Here is a 14,656-nt window from a genome sequence, read left to right as displayed (position 1 = left end):
GTGCGCGGTGGGCAGCGGCAGCCGGTCCAGGTCGTCGTCGGTGACCGGCACAAGGGCGCCGGAGGCCTTCTCGTACGCGCGGCCCACGTCCTGCTCGGCGACGCGGGCGCCGTCGAGTTCGCACACCTTGCGGATCCAGATGCGGCCGAAGCAGCCCCCGGCGGTGTGCATCTGGTGCAGGGGCGAAGCGGGACGGCGGACGGCGGGCACCAGGGCCACGGGCACCGAGATCAGTCCGAAGGTGATGTGGCCCCTCCACAGAACGGGTCCCGGCATGGCGCCTGCCTTTCACCCCCCCTTCAGGGTAGGTCCCCCCGGCGGGGTGCGCCGGGCGCCTGCGGGGTGATCTGGCCGTGCGGGCCGTCGCCCGGAGACCCAGACGGGGTTGGGCAGGACATGAAGAGAATCACGATGCTTCTGCACGCGGGCCGCGTGGCCTTCCTCGGCCGAGCGCCGCAGTCCCCCCGTCACCTCCGGCCCAGAAAGAAGTTGATCGATTCAGATCACTTGGACTTCTCCATTGAGCGCATCCGAGTGATTACTTTGTGTAATATTTTAGTGGTCGGCATGCACGTTTCCGGCTCCCCGAACGCTCTACTGCTGGAGGCGCTCGCCTCCCGACGCCGGGGTGGGGCGGCGTTTCCCAGATCACTTCCAACGGGGAGGGCACGTGCACGACGCTGTTACGGCGTTGCTGCTGACCGCGCCGGCCATCCGGGTCCTTGGCCCCGACGCGCTTCGAATTTCCAGGCAGACACTCACCGCCGGCGTCCGTGTGGGCATCACCGGCATGCGCCCGTCGGTACCGGACGAGCAGCACGCCGCAGCGGGCGAGCCGCCCGGGGGGACCGGTGAGTGAGGGCGGGCCGGAGGAGTCCGGCGGCGCCGTAGGCGTTCCGAGTCGGCGACGGAAGACCGTGCCGATGACGCAGTGGCCCGACTCCGCCCGAGTTTCATACTGGGCGTTTCACGCCGATCGGCGACAGGGCTACATGAGCTTCGCCTATCTACAGCTCGGATCCGATGCGGACACCGAGGAGGCGGTGGATGCCACCTTCGATGCCGTAATGGACAAATAGGATCATATGCTTCAAATGGATCATATGAGGCATACGCCTGGGCCATCCTGAAGAACCGCATCACCGACCAGCAGCGCAAGAGGTTCCGGCGGCCGGAGCCGATGGGCATCGCCGCCTTCGAGGCGGCACTGCGGGACAATTCGGAAGATCCTTACGACGGCCTCGTGGACGCCATCACGCTGTACTCCGCCAGACGAAGGCTGAGTGAACGCCAGCCAGCGCCCGCGCGGAGTCCGTGTAGCGAATCGCGGTCTTCGCATCGAGTCCGAAGACCTCGGCGAGGTGGAGGGGGTCGGGGCCATGGGCGAGGGCTTCTTCGAGCTGCCGGTCGACGCGGAGCTGTTCCAGAGTGGCGGCCTGGCCGCGAAGCGGTGTGGTCAGGGAGACAGCGCTGACCGGGCCGGTGCCCAAGGCGGTGAACTTGTTGATCAGCAAGTGCGGGTTAGCGGTGTCGGGCCAGCGGCAGCGTCGGTGGTCCAGCCACTCGCGGGCGACGTGCAGTGTCAGCGCGTCCAGAGGCCGCACCCGGCCGTCGATCACGAGCTTGCGATTGCCGATGTCAAGATCGTCGAGTTGGAGGCGCCGGATCGCACCGGATCGCGCGGCGTGCACCACTGCGAGCGCGAGGACCAGCCGGTCCGCCGGCTTGGCGACCGCGGCAACGGAGTTGTTGACGTGCTCGGGCTCCAGGGGTTGGAGGATGCCGTACTCGTGCTGGCCAACGCGGATGCGGCTGGTCGGATTCTTGAAGATGGTGCCGCTCTTCTTCGCTCGGCCGAACAGCGACCGCAGCACGATGAGCATGTGCCGTCGCTGGCTGCCGTGGAGGGCATCCAGCTGGGTGAGGACGTCGTCGCGCGTCACCTCGCGCAGATGGTCGTAGGGGACAGACCACTCCAGCAGGACGGGACGGATCCGGTTGAGGTAGCCCCAGACCGTGGCGTCGTCGCGAGGCCCAGTGCTCCACGTCGCGGCGGATTCCGGAGGCAATGCCTTCGAGCTTGCGCTCCAGCCACTGTTCGAACGACGGCGTCCGGTCGTCTTGGAAGACGCCGATGTCGGCGAGTACTTCCACTGTGCGTTGGACGCTGAGCCCGCGGGATCGCAAGGCCGGGAAGATCTCGGAGTGCCGCACGACTTCCCCGCTGACATGGCCGGACAGCACGATCACCAGGGCTCGGCCGACGTCGAGGCGGACACCGCGAGGCCAGCCATGCGCTTCGCCGAGACGATGTGCGGCATGCCGGGCCCAGGCCAGCCACGGGTTGTCGAGCCGGGCATGTTCCTGGCGATTGAACCGGGTGAAATCTCGGCGGGCCTCGAACAGCGGCGGCTGGAGCCAGCCGGAGACCGGCCGGTGGGCGGGGGTCGGGGTTGAGGTTCCCCCGAGATGCAGGGAAAGGTGACAGCAGGTCAGATGGGCCTCATGAAAGGAGCCCAGACGATGCCTGCCCCGAGGAAGTACCCCAAGACCACGGAGTTATGGCCGGGCCGCTGCTGTCAACAGGGCAGGGGAAGTCAGGGGAAGTGCCGGTCACGGCAACGGGGCTCCTGGTAGAGCGAGGAAGCCGACCAAGGTCTTCCTGCTTGAAGGAGCCCCGTTGCCCATTCAGTGTCCCACCGTCACCCTCGCGTCGTCCGTCACCGTCGCCGACGGCGTCTTCGCTCCGGGGCATCTGGGCGAGCTGACCCGGCAGCTGCCCTTTGAATTGGTCGATGACGTGCTGAAACGTACCGGCAGCACTCAGCAGAGGCTGCGGCTGCTGCCGTCGAGGGTGGGTGTGTACTTCATCCTGGCGCTGGCTCTCTTTCCGCAGCTGGGGTACGTGCGTGTGTGGGACAAGCTGGCCGCCGGGCTGCGCGGACTCCTCCCACGACGTCCGTCGGAGAAGGCACTGCGAGAGGTGCGCCGGCGGCTGGGTGTCGCGCCGCTGCGGTTGCTGTTCGAGACGCTGGCCGGCCCTGTGGCGCAGCCGGTCACACCCGGGGTCCGCTACCGGTACTGGCGCACGGTCGCCTTCGACGGGTGCAGTTCCACCAAGGCCCCTGCCCGGCCGCGAGTCTGTGCTTGGCTGGGCAAGCACAGACACCGTTACGGCACGGACGGCTATCCGATGCTGAAGATCATGGTGCTGTGCGAGACCGGGACACGGGCGCTGCTCGGCGCGGTTTTTGGACCGACCCCCGAGAAAGAGACCGGGTACGCGGAGCAGCTGCTCCCGCTGCTGGACGACACCATGCTGCTGCTCAACGACCGGGGTTTCGACTCTGACGGCTTCCTCGCGAAAGCCGCGGCCACCGGGGCACAGCTGCTGGTACGCCTCAAGGGAACCAGGACACCCGCCCGCTGGGCACTATTGCCGGACGGGTCGTTCCTGACCAGGATCAACGGGACCCGGCTGAGGATCATCGACGCGCACATCACGGTGACGACCGCCAAGGGGCTGCGGCTGGAAGGCCACTACCGGCTGGCCACCACGCTGACCGACCACCGACGCCACCCCGCCGCCGAGCTGGTGGAGCTCTACCACGAACGATGGGAGATCGAGTCGGCCTTCTACTCGCTCCGCCACACCCTGCAACGCGGCCTGGTGCTGCGTTCCCAGGACGCGACCGGGGTCCAGCAGGAGCTCTGGGCTCACCTGACCGTCTACCAGGCACTGCGCCGGGCGATGGCCGAAGCCGTCGAGACACTCCCCGGCACGGACCCGGACCGCGCCTCCTTCACCGTCGCCCTGGAAACCGCCAAAGACCAGCTCATCGCCGCCGCCGACGTACTGCCCGACACCGGACCGGGACGCATCACATCGGCCCTGCTGCACAATCTCCTCCCGCCTCGCCGGGCCCGCGTCAACCCACGTCGCGTCAAGTGCCCGATCTCCCGCTACGCCGCCCCGCCCGACCAGGCACAAGTCCTGGGCGCCTCCAGGATCACCAGCATCAATGTCACCGTGCACCCGGCCGCCGGACCCGGACCCGACGGACGCCGCGACCGCACGCTGCAACTCCTGCGCACCGATCCCCTCCGCACCTGGCGCGCACGTGAAATCGCCCGCGGCATCGGACTGGACGACGCCCAAGGACTACGCGCGGAACTGGGACGCTGGGTCCGCGAAGGAATCCTCCGCCGCACCGGACGGGGCCTCTATGCCCTCGAACCCGAGTGGACTACCCCCGACCTCCACCAGCCCTTGCCCCAGACCCTGTTGACAGCAGCGGCCCGGCCATAACTCCGTGGTCTTGGAAGTACCCGCTGGAGTTGCGTGAGCGTGCGGTGCGGATGTACCGGACCGCCGAGCCGAAGCCCGTGATCCGCCGCATGGCCGAGGAACTCGGCGTGCATCACGAAGCCCTGCGGAACTGGATCCGGCAGGCCGAGGCCGACGCCGGCGAGCGGGATGACCTGCTCACCACCGAAGAGAAGAACGAGCTCGCCCAGCTGCGGCGCGAGGTGCGGGACCTGCGCCGGGCGAACGAGGTCCTGCGGACGGCCTCGGCTTTTTTCGCCGCGCAGCTCGACCCGACCCGGCCCAGGTGAGAGCGCTCCTCGACGAGCACCCGCACCTGGGGGTCGAGCCCGTACTGCGGGAACTGCACATCCCCTCCTCCACCTACTACCGCTGGCGCCAGGCCGAGAAGGACCCCTGTGAACGGATCCGCCAGGACACCGAGCTGACCGGGCAGATCCGGCAGATCCACCAGGACTCCGGCGGGATCTACGGATCACCCAGGATCCATGCCGTCCTGAAACACGAGGGCGTCCACGTCGGCCGCAAGCGGGTCGAGCGGCTCATGCGCCAGGCCGGCCTGGCCGGGATCAGTCCCCGCAGAAGCAAGAGCTTCACCCGCCGCGACCCAGACGCCGACCTCGCCCCTGACCTGGTGCAACGCGACTTCACGGCACACGCGCCGAACCGGCTGTGGGTCACCGGCCTGACTATGATCCCCACCCTGGAGGGGCCACTGTGGCTGTCGGCGATCCGCGACGCCTTCTCCCGCAGAGTCGTGGCCCGGGAGACCTCCGCCCGCGCGGACGCCGACCTGGTCCTCACCTCCCTCGAGTACGCGCTGGCCAGCCGCGAGGTCACCCCCGGCCAACTCGTCCACCATGCCGATCACGGCACGCAATACACGTCCATCAAGCTCACAACCCGCCTGGTCAGAGCAGGTGTTCAAGCGTCCATGGGCTCGGTCGGCGACTCCTTCGGCAATGCCCTGCCGGAGAACCTGTGGATGCCGATCAAGACCGAGTGCATCCGCGGACGGACCTTCGACACCAGAGCCGAGGCGAATCTCGCGCTCTTCGAGTACATCGACGGCTTCTATAACCACCGCCGCATCCAAGAGCGCCTCGGCTACCTCAGTCCCATCGAGTTCGAAGAGAAGCACTACGCCGACCAGGCAGCGGCCGAACCAGTGAAACTGAAACCACGTCAACCCGCCCTGACCTGCTAGCCAGCCACTCCCGCACAGCGGGGGAACCTCAGGTCGGGGTGGCGCGGGCGACCCCGACGGCGTCCCTGCTTACCTCTGGGAGGGCCGGGCTGACGCGGACGGTGGAGGTTGGTGAAGAACAGTTGATGATGCTGCACCTTCTCCAGGTAGGGCTCCAAGACGGTGACTTGCCCCCTGGCGTCCTGGCTCGCCTGATGCCAGCACAGACGGCAGTACCCCTTCTTCAGCCGCACTGTTCGCCGACAGCCCCTGCACTCGGCAGGCTCCTCGTTGCGGCGGAAACTCTCGCATGCGCCGCAGGCGCGGCCGGGCAGCACGCCCCAGCCGAAGCAGGTCGGGCAACTGGCTGGCGGTTTGCACTTGCCCGCCGGCAGAACGTAGGCCATCACATCGGCGGCAGAGACCGGCCGTCACGGCGACGCGGAACCACCACCGGGGCCGGGCCAGCCGCAACGGCGGCCTGCAGGCCGGTCTCCTCGCCGGGGCGCCGGACTTTCTCCGGCTCGGGGATCAGCAGATCGCTGATCTCGCAGCCGAGGGCGACGCAAATGACGTCCAGGTCCTCCAGCTTGAGTGAGACGGGCTGGCCGGACCACAGTCCGGACATCTTTCCGGCCGAGATCACCAGGCCGTGCTCTGCCAGGCTCCGCTGGAGCTCGGAGGCTTTCCAGACGCCCTTGTTCGCGGCGGTCAGCCGTAGGTTCCACCTCATCGGACCAGTCCTTCCAGCCGCTTCGCGGCCCGTTCCGTCCCGGCGACCCAGGCATCTTCAACCCGGGTCTGCTGGACGTGGATGTATCGCATGGTCGTGGCGATCCAGGAGTGCCCCAAAACCTCCTGGATTGCGAGCAAGTCAAGCCCGTTTCCATAGAGTTGGGACGCGCAGAAGTGCCGAAGGACGTGCGGAGTCAGCGTCTCGCCCCACCCCGGCAGGTGCGCTTTGGCCGCGTCCTTGAGCCCGCTTCGCAGGGCGTCGTCGCCCACCCGGCGGGAGGAGCCATCGGTGCTCTTGCGCTCGGAGGGGAACAGCGGGGCACCAGGGCGTGTGTGATCGTCGAACTGGCCCCAGACGTCCTCGATGAACCACCGAAGCGTCCGATCAGCGCCGTTGATCAGCGGCACCATCCGCTCACGTGGCCCCGATCCGCGGGCGCCCTTGCCGTGGCGAACGTGGAGCTTGCCGAAGCGGCCCAGGTCCCACTTGATGTCGGCCAGGTCGAGCTTGCATGCCTCGCTCACCCGCAGGCCGACCTGGGACATCAGCTTCGAGGCGGTGTAGTTCCTTGCGGTAGGCGCGAACTTGCGGCAGGTGGCCAGGTCGCCGCCCCAGCCAGCGAATAGGGTTCCGACCTCCGGCTCGGTCGGCGGGATCCGCAGCTGGACGTCCTTGGCCCCGCGCGGTCGGTTCATCTCGTCGATCGGGCACTCGACGACCCGGCCGGTCATCCGGTGGAGTTCGACCTTGTGCCGCAGCTCCAGGAACATGAAGTACGTCGTCAGCGCCTGCGACCGGGCCAGCCGGGTACCGCTCGGCGAACCACGCAGCACCTTCCCGAAGTACGCATCTGCGTCGGCGGGCTCCATGTCCCACAGGGGTCGGCCGAACCAGGACCTGATCTGGTCCAGGTGCCCGACGTCCCCACGGATCGTGCCGTCCGCCAGCCCCGCCGAGGCCCGCGCGAGGACGAACCCGGACAGCACGTCGGTCTCGAACCGCTCCAGCTCCTCCGCCGACGCGGGGGCCCAGTGCTCACGCAGGTCCCGTACGACTGCCAGCGCCGCCAACCCGAGCCTCCTCGCCTTCGGCCCGACTGCAAACCGGTCGGACGAGGTGAGAACGCTTCAAGAATCCCGAAGTTACGTCACAAGGCCACAGAGCACCCGAAGGAGGAAGAACCCCCTGGCCACGTTGCCAGGGACTCACCGAGGCTTCAGGGGAACTCACGGGATGTCGCACAGGAGCGCGGTCAGTCGGTGAGTGCCCAGCCCACGGCTTGGATCCGGTTCTGGGTGGACTCCTCCAGCCAGGCACCGTGCAGGGCGCACATGACCGCGAGTTTGTAGAAGCCGCGACGGAACTTGTGCCCGCCGCGCCTATTGACCACCACTGCGTCACCGGCGTCCAACAGGCCGTTCACCAGACGGTCGAGATCCTTGCGGGAGCAGTGGCCCGCAGACAGCAGCAGCACGTCGTGCCAGTGCGATTCCCCAGAATGCCGAAGCAGTTCGTGCAGCTCGTCGCCCTCGACGAACTACTTGTCGTCGTACCAGTCGTACGGCTCCCGGGCCGCGTCGGCCATGTCCGCCCAGTAGGCGGCCTCCGACTCTGCGTCCTCGGCGGCCCGTCACCGTCGACGTCCAAGTCCAGCCCGACCATGCGCGAGGCACGGCAGCCGACAACGATGTTGTCGCCGGCGCACCACATACCCCGTACGCGGGAGAGGTCGCTCAGGCAGCGGGCATGCCACCCGCCTGCGGCAGGCCGCAGGTTGTGCAGTGTGGATCACCCGCACCGTTCATCCCGGCGTGTCAGCGCTTGCCCCTTCCTCGAGTGGTTCATGTGCGGTGATCGACCGGAGCACCACGAGGGCGGCCTGGAGGACCAGAGCGACCCGGTGCCGGGGCGGGCGCCGGTCCACCAGGTCGTGGAGGACCTCGTTGCGCAGATTCAGACCTTCCTTCGGGTCGGCGAGCAGGAAGCGGAAGACGGTCGGCCACGGTGCTTCGAAGCCGCCGGCTTCCATGTCTGCGATGAGCGCGCCGAGTTGGCTGATCTGGCCGGGGCGATCCCCTTGAGCATGCTGGATCACGGGGATGTCCGTGGCCTTCAGGTGACGACGCAGGAGGCCCTCGATGCGGATGAGGGCGAGTTCGATGGCGACGTCATCGTCGTGTTCGAAGTAGGCATGGAAGGCGTGGGCGAGACCCCGCATTGGCGCGGGCGGCGCGACCGGGGAACGAATGCGTCGGGTACTCCCTGGGCAGCGCCATCGGCGGCCTGATCCTCGCCGCGGGCACCGGCCCCGGCCACCTCTTCCCCGACGACAGCGCCTACACCACCGCGGCGCTGGTCGGCATCGGCGCCATGGCGATCACGACGCCGATAAGCCTCGCTCTCGCCCGCCGACGCTCGTCCGAGACCAACCCGTAAGTCAGATGCACTCATCCCAACACTGGAGGTTCCATGCCCAAGAGCTACTGGGTCAGCGCCTACCGCACCATTTCAGACCCTGAGAAGCTGGCTGCTTACAACAAGCTGGCCCCTCCGGCCGTCAAGGCCGGGGGCGGTCGGGTCCTCGCCCGTGGCGGTCGGGTCGTGGCGCATGACGCCGGAATCGCCGAGCGCCGTCCTGATCGAGTTCGACAGCTTCGAGCAGGCCGTCGCGGCGCACGAGAGTGCGGCCTGCCAGGAGGCGCTGGTCGCCCTCTCCGACGGCGTCGAGCGCGACTTCCGCATCGTCGAAGGCATCGACTGACCGAGGTCCAGTCGGATCTTCACTGAAGATCCACCATCTTGGTTTTCGCTGGTGCGGCTGCTGGTGTGGCGGGGTTCGTAGGTGCTCGTGCTGGTCGTGGGCGGCTGTCTTCGGTCTTGATCGTCTGTCAGCGGTCGAGTTCGAGGTTCGTCAGGACGAGCAGGGCGCGGAGCAGGTTGGTGGCGCGGACGGGGCTCGCCTCGATCACGCTTATGACCCGCGGGCTCACCCGGCCCGCCGCCCAGCCCAACGCATCCATGCCCCGATCTGCCGAACCCGTCCACGCTGCTTGAGGCGTCCCAGGCATGACGCCGACCAAGCCTGGTGCCAGCATGTCTGCCTGGGTCATGCCCCCAGATCCTCCGTCACGGGCAGGCACTCGGCGAGCAGGTCGACGACGTCGCGCCAGGCTCGCTGCGCGTGCCGCGGGTGGTAGCCGACGCCGGGGACCGTGGGGTGGTCGACCGGCGGATGGTGGAAGGCGTGCAATGCGCCGCCGTAGACCGCGAGGCGCCAGTCGACGCCCGCGGCCTGCATCTCAGCGGTGAACGCCTTGCGTTGCGCGGGCGGCATGATCGGGTCTTCCGACCCGACCCCGGCCCACACCGGGCAGCGAATGCGCGCTGCCTCGCCCGGTCGGCCCGTGGTCAGTGCGTTGACTGTCCCGATCGCGCGCAGGTTGACGCCGTCGCGCCCGAGTTCCAGCCCGACGGCGCCCCCGGTGCCGTAGCCGACGACGGCGATCCGGTCGAGGTCGGTCCGCGGTTCGGCGCGCAACACGTCGAGCGCTGCATGGCCGATGCTCCGCATCCGGTCGGGATCAGAGAGCAGCGGCATGCAACGGGCCAGCATCTCCTCGGGGTCGCTCAAATAGCGCCCGCCGTGGAGGTCGAAGGCCAGCGCTATGTATCCCAGCTCGGCGAGAGCATCGGCCCGGCGGCGCTCGACGTCGCTGAGCCCCGTGCCCTCTGGTCCGAGCAGCACTGCGGGCCGGCGGTCGACACCGACCGGGAGCGCGAGGTGCCCGATCATCGTCAGACCGTCGGCCGGGTACTCGACCGTACGCGTCGAAATCGTCGTCATGAGACTGGACTGTAGTGATCGTCGAGCCCGGTCCGGCCGGTGTTCTGCCGCTGGCAGAGCAGCGCGGGTATCCCCCTGAAATACGGCGAGGGCTCACAAGAACCGTCACAAACCTCGTCCCCACGGCAGCTATCCATCCCGTTGCCCCTTTGACCCGTATCTCGGTCAGACCTCTCACCGGTTTGAAGATGGGTTCTCAACCCGCCCCGAAGACCGGCCAGTCGGCTGCCCTCGAAGAAGGAACCGCTCGTGTGTGAAACCTCTCCGGCAAGCCGTCCGTGTTGTTCGTGTGCGTGCACAACGCCGGACGCTCCCAGATGGCCGCCGCCTTCCTCACGCACCTGTCCGCCGGCCGGGTGGAGGTCCGTTCGGCCGGGTCCGCCCCGGCCGAGACCGTGAACCCGGCGGTCATCGAGGCGATGGCCGAGGCCAGGATCGATCTGTCCGCCGAGGTGCCCAAGGTGCTGACCATCGAGGCGGTCCAGGCGTCCGACGTGGTGATCACGATGGGGCGCGGGGATGCCTGCCCGGTCTTCCCGGGCAAGCAGTATCGGGACTGGAAGCTCGACGACCCGGCTGGTCAGGGCGTCGAGGCGGTCCGCTCGATCCGGGACGAGATCGAGGCGAGCGTCCGCACTCTGCCGTGTGTCAAGGGCTACAAGACCGAACGCTCCGAAGGCGAACCGCCTTCCACCGCCATGCAGGAACTCGGCATAACGCTCCCGCTGTAGCGCTGGTCCTGCCTGCGCCTCCTGACGAACCATCTGCCCGCCAGGGCCAAGACGGCCAGCGCCCCCGCCGCCAGCGGCCAATGGTGCCAGTGCCAGATTGGATTCTGCCACCGCCAGAGCGGGGCGGGTGTGGCGTCGACGGGGATTGTGTCGCGGTCGTTGCCGGGCACGGGGTCGTTCGGACCGTACACGGTGACGGAGCCCTTGGCGCCGGGGATCCGCTTGTCGATGCGGATGTGGAAGCCGAGGGTGATCGAGCCCCCGGTCGGTGGCGAAAAGTCGCACAGGAAGAAGTAGTTGTCCTTGCCCTGCGGCGGCTGGCAGGCATATCTCCGATCGTCGTCGTCTCCTTCCCAAGGAATGGACGTGACAGTGGTCCCGGGCGGCGGTACGACCGCGAAGGATCCGGCTTCGCCGTCGGGGAAACCGGGGCCCAGGTTCCTCACACCGAGCCGGACCACGACGGTGTCCCCCACCCTGCCCCTTACCGTTTCGGCGACGGGTATGTAGTCGGCAGGCGACGACGGGGACACACCGACGGTGAGGGCCGTGCCAGGGTGCGCCAGGTCGACGTCATGGACCGCGGTGGTGGGCAACATGCGGGTGGTGGTCTCGGGCCGTTGAGGCCGTCGGCTCCGGTGGCCGGTGGGCAACGGTCCGCCGGTCTGCATCCGGGTGCCGTCCTTGACGGGCACCGTGGATACCTCGGCCCTTAAGGTGGTTGGATTTCCCGCCGCCTGCTGAGGTTGTGCCCACACCGGCCCCACCGCCGTGCCGAGCGCGATCAGGGACACGACGGCAGCTCCGATCCGGCGCCTGACAGCATGGTCAGCCATGTGGCCCGAACCTTTCTGGTCGCAACCCTGTCGCACATCCCTTGATGGTCGGTGCGTCCTCCTGCGAGAGTTCGCCGCGTGCGAGATGGTAACCAAGCCCTCAAGCGGCGGGATACACCCACCAGCGAGGCCACCGTCAGCCTGGGCCGAAAACCTCAGTAGCCGGCGAGCAGGTTCAGGATCCGGGTCCAGGCGTCATCGCGGGCCTTCTGATCGAAGGCCGGCGTGCCGCGCCAGAAGAACGCGTGTTCGACCCCGGGGTAGGTGACCAACTCGTGCTCGACGCCGGCCCGCTCCAGTGCGGCGTGGATCTGGCCGCGCTGGCCCGTGTCGATCAGCGCGTCGTCCTCGCCGACCAGGTACAGGAGCCGGCCGCTGATCCCTGGGGTCAGGTCGAGCGTGGCTGTCGGCCGGCTCATCGGGATGTCGGTCGTGGGCAGCCAGCCGCCGTACAGCACTGCGGTGCGGCTGACCGGCAGCCGGCACGCCGCCAGGTATGCCAGGTGGCCGCCGGCGCTGAAGCCGATCAGTGCGGTCCGTTGAATGCCTGGCTGCTGCCCGAGCCGGCCAAGGCATGCGTCCACGTCGGCCAGGGCGTCCTCCCGGCTCAACCGGTGCAGCAGCGCAAATCCCTCCTGGCGCCCGGCGTCTGTGCGTTTCAGCCAGCGGCCGGGTTCGGTGTGCCGGTGGTAGAACTCCGGCGCGATGGCCAAGTACCCGGCCTCCGCCAGGTCGTCGGCCACGCCGCGGATGTCAGGGTTCACCGCGAACAGTTCATGCGCCACGACCACCCCGACCGGAGCGGTGCGGCCCACCGGGCGGGCCAGGTAGGCCGGCAGGGTGGTTTCGTCGGCCACGGGGATGGTGATGGTTTCCGTAGTGATCGTCATGGGCTGAGCATGGGCGAGCCGGAAACTGGTAACCAGAGCACCTCGTTACTGGTACTGGCATGACTAGGCTGCGCTGTATGGCAGTGAGCGGAGATCCGCAGGCCCTGGGAGAGTTGCTCCGATCGCGGCGCGAGCGCCTGCGCCCCGGTGATGTCGGGCTCCCCGGAGGAAGCCGTCGGCGCACGGCGGGGCTGCGCCGAGAGGAGGTTGCGCTGCTGGCCAACGTATCCGCTACGTACTACACGTTTCTGGAGCAGGGCCGTCCCGTGCGGCCCTCGACCCAGGTGCTGGACGCCCTGGCCGACGCACTGCGGATGTCCGACGCCGAACGGCAGTACCTGCGGGTGCTGGCCCATGGCGGCGAGGACCCGATCGGTACCGATACCGTCGCGGCACCGGCCGAGTGGCTCGATCCCGGAGTGGTCGCTCTGGTCCAGCGGCTCGAGCCGTTCCCCACGATCGTCAAGGGGCGCCGTTGGGACGTGCTGGCCTCGAACTCCGCCGCCCGCGAGCTGTTCACCGACTGGGACGCGTTGCCCGGCGATGAGCGCAACCTGGTGCGCTGGATGTTCACCGCGCCACGCGCCCGGGAGGCATACGTCCAATGGGAACCGGAGGCCCGGGCCATGCTCGGCCGGTTCCGGCTCACCGCAGCCAGGCACCCGGACGATCCCGGCTTCGAAGCCCTGATCGGCGAGCTGAAGCAGGACAGTGAGGAGGTCCGGCGGTGGTGGCCGCGTCATGACGTCATGACGGTGGGCAGCGGGACGAAGAAGCTGCGCCATCCGACGCTCGGGCCGCTCGACTACAGCCACGTCGTGCTTCAACTCGCGGACAACCCCGACCAGATCCTGGTCACCTACTCGGCGGTGGGCGCGGTCGGCTGAGCATCCATTGGCCTTGGCGAACCCAGAGGCATTCCGCGGGCCGACAAGCCCCGACCTCTGGGCCGCATCCAGGTGACGGCGAGGTGGACTTCGTGGCCGGCGCTGGAGACGGGCACGGGCATCAGTTTGCGCAGGCGTTCGCGTACAGCGTTTGGAGGGCGCTGCACCCACGGCCCGACCTGACGCCTGCTCCGACGGCTCCCCGGCAACTGCAGCTGGCCTGCCCAGCCGCGAGCGGTTCGGCCGAAGCGGTTCAGGTGTGCGCTGCGGCTGAAACTCATGCCTCAAAGGAACGTTCTTGCTCAGGAGAGACTGCCTGAGGTATCTCGAACGAACATTCAGGGGCGCGCGCTGCCCCTCCGTGCCACAAAACGATCTTGGACACCCTGGTTCTCGTCTCCGCAGGCACCCCTTGGACCACACCACCAGGAGGAACCAGTGTCATACCCGCAACTGCTCACCCCCGAGGAGAAGCTCGCCGACGCGAAGAAGCTGTTGAGCCTCCCGCATATCGTCGTGATCTGCGGCTCCACCCGCTTCATGACCGAGATGAACGAGGCCGATCTGCGGGAGACCAAAGCCGGAAAGATTGTCGTCAAACCCGGCATTGACATGAAGTCGCCGCACGAACTTTGGTCCGATCCTGTCGAGGCCGAAACGCTGAAGGTTCGACTCGACGATCTGCACCGGGCGAAGATCCGGCTCGCTGATGAGGTGCTCGTAGTCGGCGACTACATCGGAGACAGCACCCGAGCCGAAATCGCCTACGCCCGGTCGCTGGGCAAGCCCGTGCGGTTCACGCACCCCGAAGTCGACCCTGAGGCCTGACCGCCCGCTCCCACCTCGACAACCAGGGCCGGCAGCCCGCCGCCTGACCGTCTCGCGGTGGCTTCGGGCAGGCCCAGCCCAGCGTCTGCTTGATCATCCGGAATGTGTGCTCAAGATCGGATCTGCGCAGGAACGCCTGCCAGCGCACGTCGACGTCCTCGCCCGACAGGCCGGTGGCCGATGACGCAGCCAGACTGGGAGTGGATCGTGGCCGCCGAGCAGGCGCTCGTCCTCCAGGCGGATCAACGTGCCCTCAATGAGGGGAAGTTCGCCGGCGTGGTCAATCCACGTGGAGCGTGTGGTCAGACGAGGATGGATGCGGTTCCATCCCCTTGACGGTTCGGGATCACGTGTGACGGTCTGGCCGACCAGGTCAGGAGTCCTGATGTGC

General features: G+C 68.1%; 19 protein-coding genes and 2 pseudogenes. 10 read left to right on the top strand and 11 right to left on the bottom strand.

The annotated features are described in order from the left end of the window. Nucleotides 1-276: Ku protein (locus ACFPIH_RS48730; RefSeq protein ID WP_381185442.1), on the bottom strand; the 276-nt coding region annotated here is incomplete at its 3' end. A gap of 394 nt (nt 277-670) precedes the next feature. Between ACFPIH_RS48730 and ACFPIH_RS48725 the strand changes: the two genes are divergently transcribed. After that, nucleotides 671-859, top strand: a complete 189-nt coding sequence (locus ACFPIH_RS48725; protein WP_381185439.1) for a hypothetical protein — start codon at nt 671-673, stop codon at nt 857-859. A gap of 394 nt (nt 860-1,253) precedes the next feature. On the opposite strand, the gene ACFPIH_RS48720 is transcribed toward ACFPIH_RS48725, so the two are convergent. Continuing rightward, nucleotides 1,254-1,943 carry a hypothetical protein gene (locus ACFPIH_RS48720; protein ID WP_381185436.1) on the bottom strand — a complete coding sequence of 230 codons (690 nt, stop codon included), beginning with the start codon at nt 1,941-1,943 and terminating at the stop codon, nt 1,254-1,256. Between the two features lie 94 nt (nt 1,944-2,037). On the opposite strand from ACFPIH_RS48720, the gene ACFPIH_RS48715 reads away from it, so the two are divergent. The 4 genes from ACFPIH_RS48715 to ACFPIH_RS48700 all read left to right on the top strand — a co-directional run bounded on the left by ACFPIH_RS48715 (nt 2,038) and on the right by ACFPIH_RS48700 (nt 5,534). Continuing rightward, on the top strand, nt 2,038-2,457 hold the full coding sequence (locus tag ACFPIH_RS48715) for a hypothetical protein (protein WP_381185434.1): 420 nt from the start codon (nt 2,038-2,040) through the stop codon (nt 2,455-2,457). Between the two features lie 223 nt (nt 2,458-2,680). Beyond that, entirely contained in the window at nt 2,681-4,309 is a 1,629-nt protein-coding gene (locus ACFPIH_RS48710) for an IS4 family transposase (protein ID WP_381185431.1), read from the top strand. Beyond that, nucleotides 4,243-4,617, top strand: coding sequence for a transposase (locus ACFPIH_RS48705; protein ID WP_381185428.1), 375 nt, complete (start codon nt 4,243-4,245; stop codon nt 4,615-4,617). Before ACFPIH_RS48710 ends, ACFPIH_RS48705 begins: the two co-directional genes overlap by 67 nt. Further along, nucleotides 4,614-5,534: an IS3 family transposase gene (locus ACFPIH_RS48700; RefSeq protein ID WP_381185425.1), complete on the top strand. Its 921-nt coding sequence runs from the start codon at nt 4,614-4,616 to the stop codon at nt 5,532-5,534. The genes ACFPIH_RS48705 and ACFPIH_RS48700 overlap by 4 nt, the downstream gene beginning before the upstream one ends. 385 nt (nt 5,535-5,919) lie before the next feature. Here ACFPIH_RS48700 and ACFPIH_RS48695 read toward each other — a convergent pair whose 3' ends face one another. The 4 genes from ACFPIH_RS48695 to ACFPIH_RS48680 form a co-directional block, all read right to left on the bottom strand. After that, nucleotides 5,920-6,246, bottom strand: coding sequence for a helix-turn-helix domain-containing protein (locus tag ACFPIH_RS48695; RefSeq protein ID WP_329164893.1), 327 nt, complete (start codon nt 6,244-6,246; stop codon nt 5,920-5,922). Further along, nucleotides 6,243-7,319 carry a tyrosine-type recombinase/integrase gene (locus ACFPIH_RS48690; protein ID WP_381185423.1) on the bottom strand — a complete coding sequence of 359 codons (1,077 nt, stop codon included), beginning with the start codon at nt 7,317-7,319 and terminating at the stop codon, nt 6,243-6,245. The genes ACFPIH_RS48695 and ACFPIH_RS48690 overlap by 4 nt, the downstream gene beginning before the upstream one ends. Nucleotides 7,320-7,501: 182 nt before the next feature. Continuing rightward, nucleotides 7,502-7,723, bottom strand: coding sequence for a hypothetical protein (locus ACFPIH_RS48685; protein WP_381185420.1), 222 nt, complete (start codon nt 7,721-7,723; stop codon nt 7,502-7,504). 327 nt (nt 7,724-8,050) lie between these two features. Further along, nucleotides 8,051-8,467 carry a hypothetical protein gene (locus tag ACFPIH_RS48680; RefSeq protein ID WP_381185417.1) on the bottom strand — a complete coding sequence of 139 codons (417 nt, stop codon included), beginning with the start codon at nt 8,465-8,467 and terminating at the stop codon, nt 8,051-8,053. Between ACFPIH_RS48680 and ACFPIH_RS48675 the strand changes: the two genes are divergently transcribed. Next, a complete protein-coding gene (locus ACFPIH_RS48675) occupies nt 8,467-8,685 on the top strand; it encodes a hypothetical protein (protein WP_381185415.1) in 219 nt (72 codons plus the stop codon). The two genes, ACFPIH_RS48680 and ACFPIH_RS48675, sit on opposite strands and share 1 nt — an antisense overlap. 33 nt (nt 8,686-8,718) lie before the next feature. Continuing rightward, nucleotides 8,719-9,010 (top strand): annotated as a pseudogene (locus ACFPIH_RS48670) (DUF1330 domain-containing protein). A gap of 127 nt (nt 9,011-9,137) precedes the next feature. On the opposite strand, the gene ACFPIH_RS48665 reads toward ACFPIH_RS48670, so the two are convergent. Both ACFPIH_RS48665 and ACFPIH_RS48660 read right to left on the bottom strand, forming a co-directional pair. After that, nucleotides 9,138-9,269 (bottom strand): hypothetical protein, encoded by a 132-nt coding sequence (locus tag ACFPIH_RS48665; RefSeq protein WP_381185412.1) that lies wholly within the window; start codon nt 9,267-9,269, stop codon nt 9,138-9,140. Between the two features lie 86 nt (nt 9,270-9,355). After that, nucleotides 9,356-10,093 carry a dienelactone hydrolase family protein gene (locus ACFPIH_RS48660; protein WP_381185409.1) on the bottom strand — a complete coding sequence of 246 codons (738 nt, stop codon included), beginning with the start codon at nt 10,091-10,093 and terminating at the stop codon, nt 9,356-9,358. Nucleotides 10,094-10,380: 287 nt separating this feature from the next. Here ACFPIH_RS48660 and ACFPIH_RS48655 point away from each other — a divergent pair, with 287 nt between their 5' ends. Continuing rightward, complete coding sequence (locus tag ACFPIH_RS48655; RefSeq protein ID WP_385879025.1) at nt 10,381-10,824, top strand: arsenate reductase ArsC; 444 nt, start codon at nt 10,381-10,383, stop codon at nt 10,822-10,824. On the opposite strand, the gene ACFPIH_RS48650 is transcribed toward ACFPIH_RS48655, so the two are convergent. Both ACFPIH_RS48650 and ACFPIH_RS48645 read right to left on the bottom strand, forming a co-directional pair. Beyond that, nucleotides 10,749-11,660: a hypothetical protein gene (locus tag ACFPIH_RS48650; RefSeq protein WP_381185404.1), complete on the bottom strand. Its 912-nt coding sequence runs from the start codon at nt 11,658-11,660 to the stop codon at nt 10,749-10,751. The genes ACFPIH_RS48655 and ACFPIH_RS48650 overlap by 76 nt on opposite strands. A gap of 155 nt (nt 11,661-11,815) precedes the next feature. Next, the gene (locus tag ACFPIH_RS48645) at nt 11,816-12,517 is read right to left on the bottom strand and encodes a dienelactone hydrolase family protein (RefSeq protein WP_381185401.1); all 702 of its coding nucleotides are present in this window, start codon (nt 12,515-12,517) and stop codon (nt 11,816-11,818) included. Between the two features lie 110 nt (nt 12,518-12,627). On the opposite strand from ACFPIH_RS48645, the gene ACFPIH_RS48640 reads away from it, so the two are divergent. Together ACFPIH_RS48640 and ACFPIH_RS48635 are read left to right on the top strand one after the other, a co-directional pair. Then, a complete protein-coding gene (locus ACFPIH_RS48640) occupies nt 12,628-13,437 on the top strand; it encodes a helix-turn-helix transcriptional regulator (RefSeq protein ID WP_381185399.1) in 810 nt (269 codons plus the stop codon). A gap of 438 nt (nt 13,438-13,875) precedes the next feature. After that, entirely contained in the window at nt 13,876-14,265 is a 390-nt protein-coding gene (locus ACFPIH_RS48635) for a hypothetical protein (RefSeq protein WP_381185396.1), read from the top strand. A gap of 61 nt (nt 14,266-14,326) precedes the next feature. Here the strand turns inward: ACFPIH_RS48635 and ACFPIH_RS48630 are convergent. After that, nucleotides 14,327-14,592 (bottom strand): annotated as a pseudogene (locus ACFPIH_RS48630) (NF041680 family putative transposase); the annotation flags it as partial. Nucleotides 14,593-14,656 lie beyond the last annotated feature (64 nt).

Origin of the sequence: Streptomyces vulcanius, assembly GCF_042653945.1 — a bacterium.
GTDB classification, from domain to species: domain Bacteria; phylum Actinomycetota; class Actinomycetes; order Streptomycetales; family Streptomycetaceae; genus Streptomyces; species Streptomyces mangrovi.
This window is presented reverse-complemented; position numbering and strand designations above follow the sequence as displayed.

Excerpts from the sequence above, each read along its gene's own strand:
- ACFPIH_RS48680 (WP_381185417.1), bottom strand. The coding sequence starts at position 8,467 with ATGCGGGGTCTCGCCCACGCCTTCCATGCCTACTTCGAACACGACGAT.
- ACFPIH_RS48665 (WP_381185412.1), bottom strand. The coding sequence starts at position 9,269 with ATGGATGCGTTGGGCTGGGCGGCGGGCCGGGTGAGCCCGCGGGTCATA.
- ACFPIH_RS48650 (WP_381185404.1), bottom strand. The coding sequence starts at position 11,660 with ATGGCTGACCATGCTGTCAGGCGCCGGATCGGAGCTGCCGTCGTGTCC.
- ACFPIH_RS48695 (WP_329164893.1), bottom strand. The coding sequence starts at position 6,246 with ATGAGGTGGAACCTACGGCTGACCGCCGCGAACAAGGGCGTCTGGAAA.
- ACFPIH_RS48640 (WP_381185399.1), top strand. The coding sequence starts at position 12,628 with ATGGCAGTGAGCGGAGATCCGCAGGCCCTGGGAGAGTTGCTCCGATCG.
- ACFPIH_RS48660 (WP_381185409.1), bottom strand. The coding sequence starts at position 10,093 with ATGACGACGATTTCGACGCGTACGGTCGAGTACCCGGCCGACGGTCTG.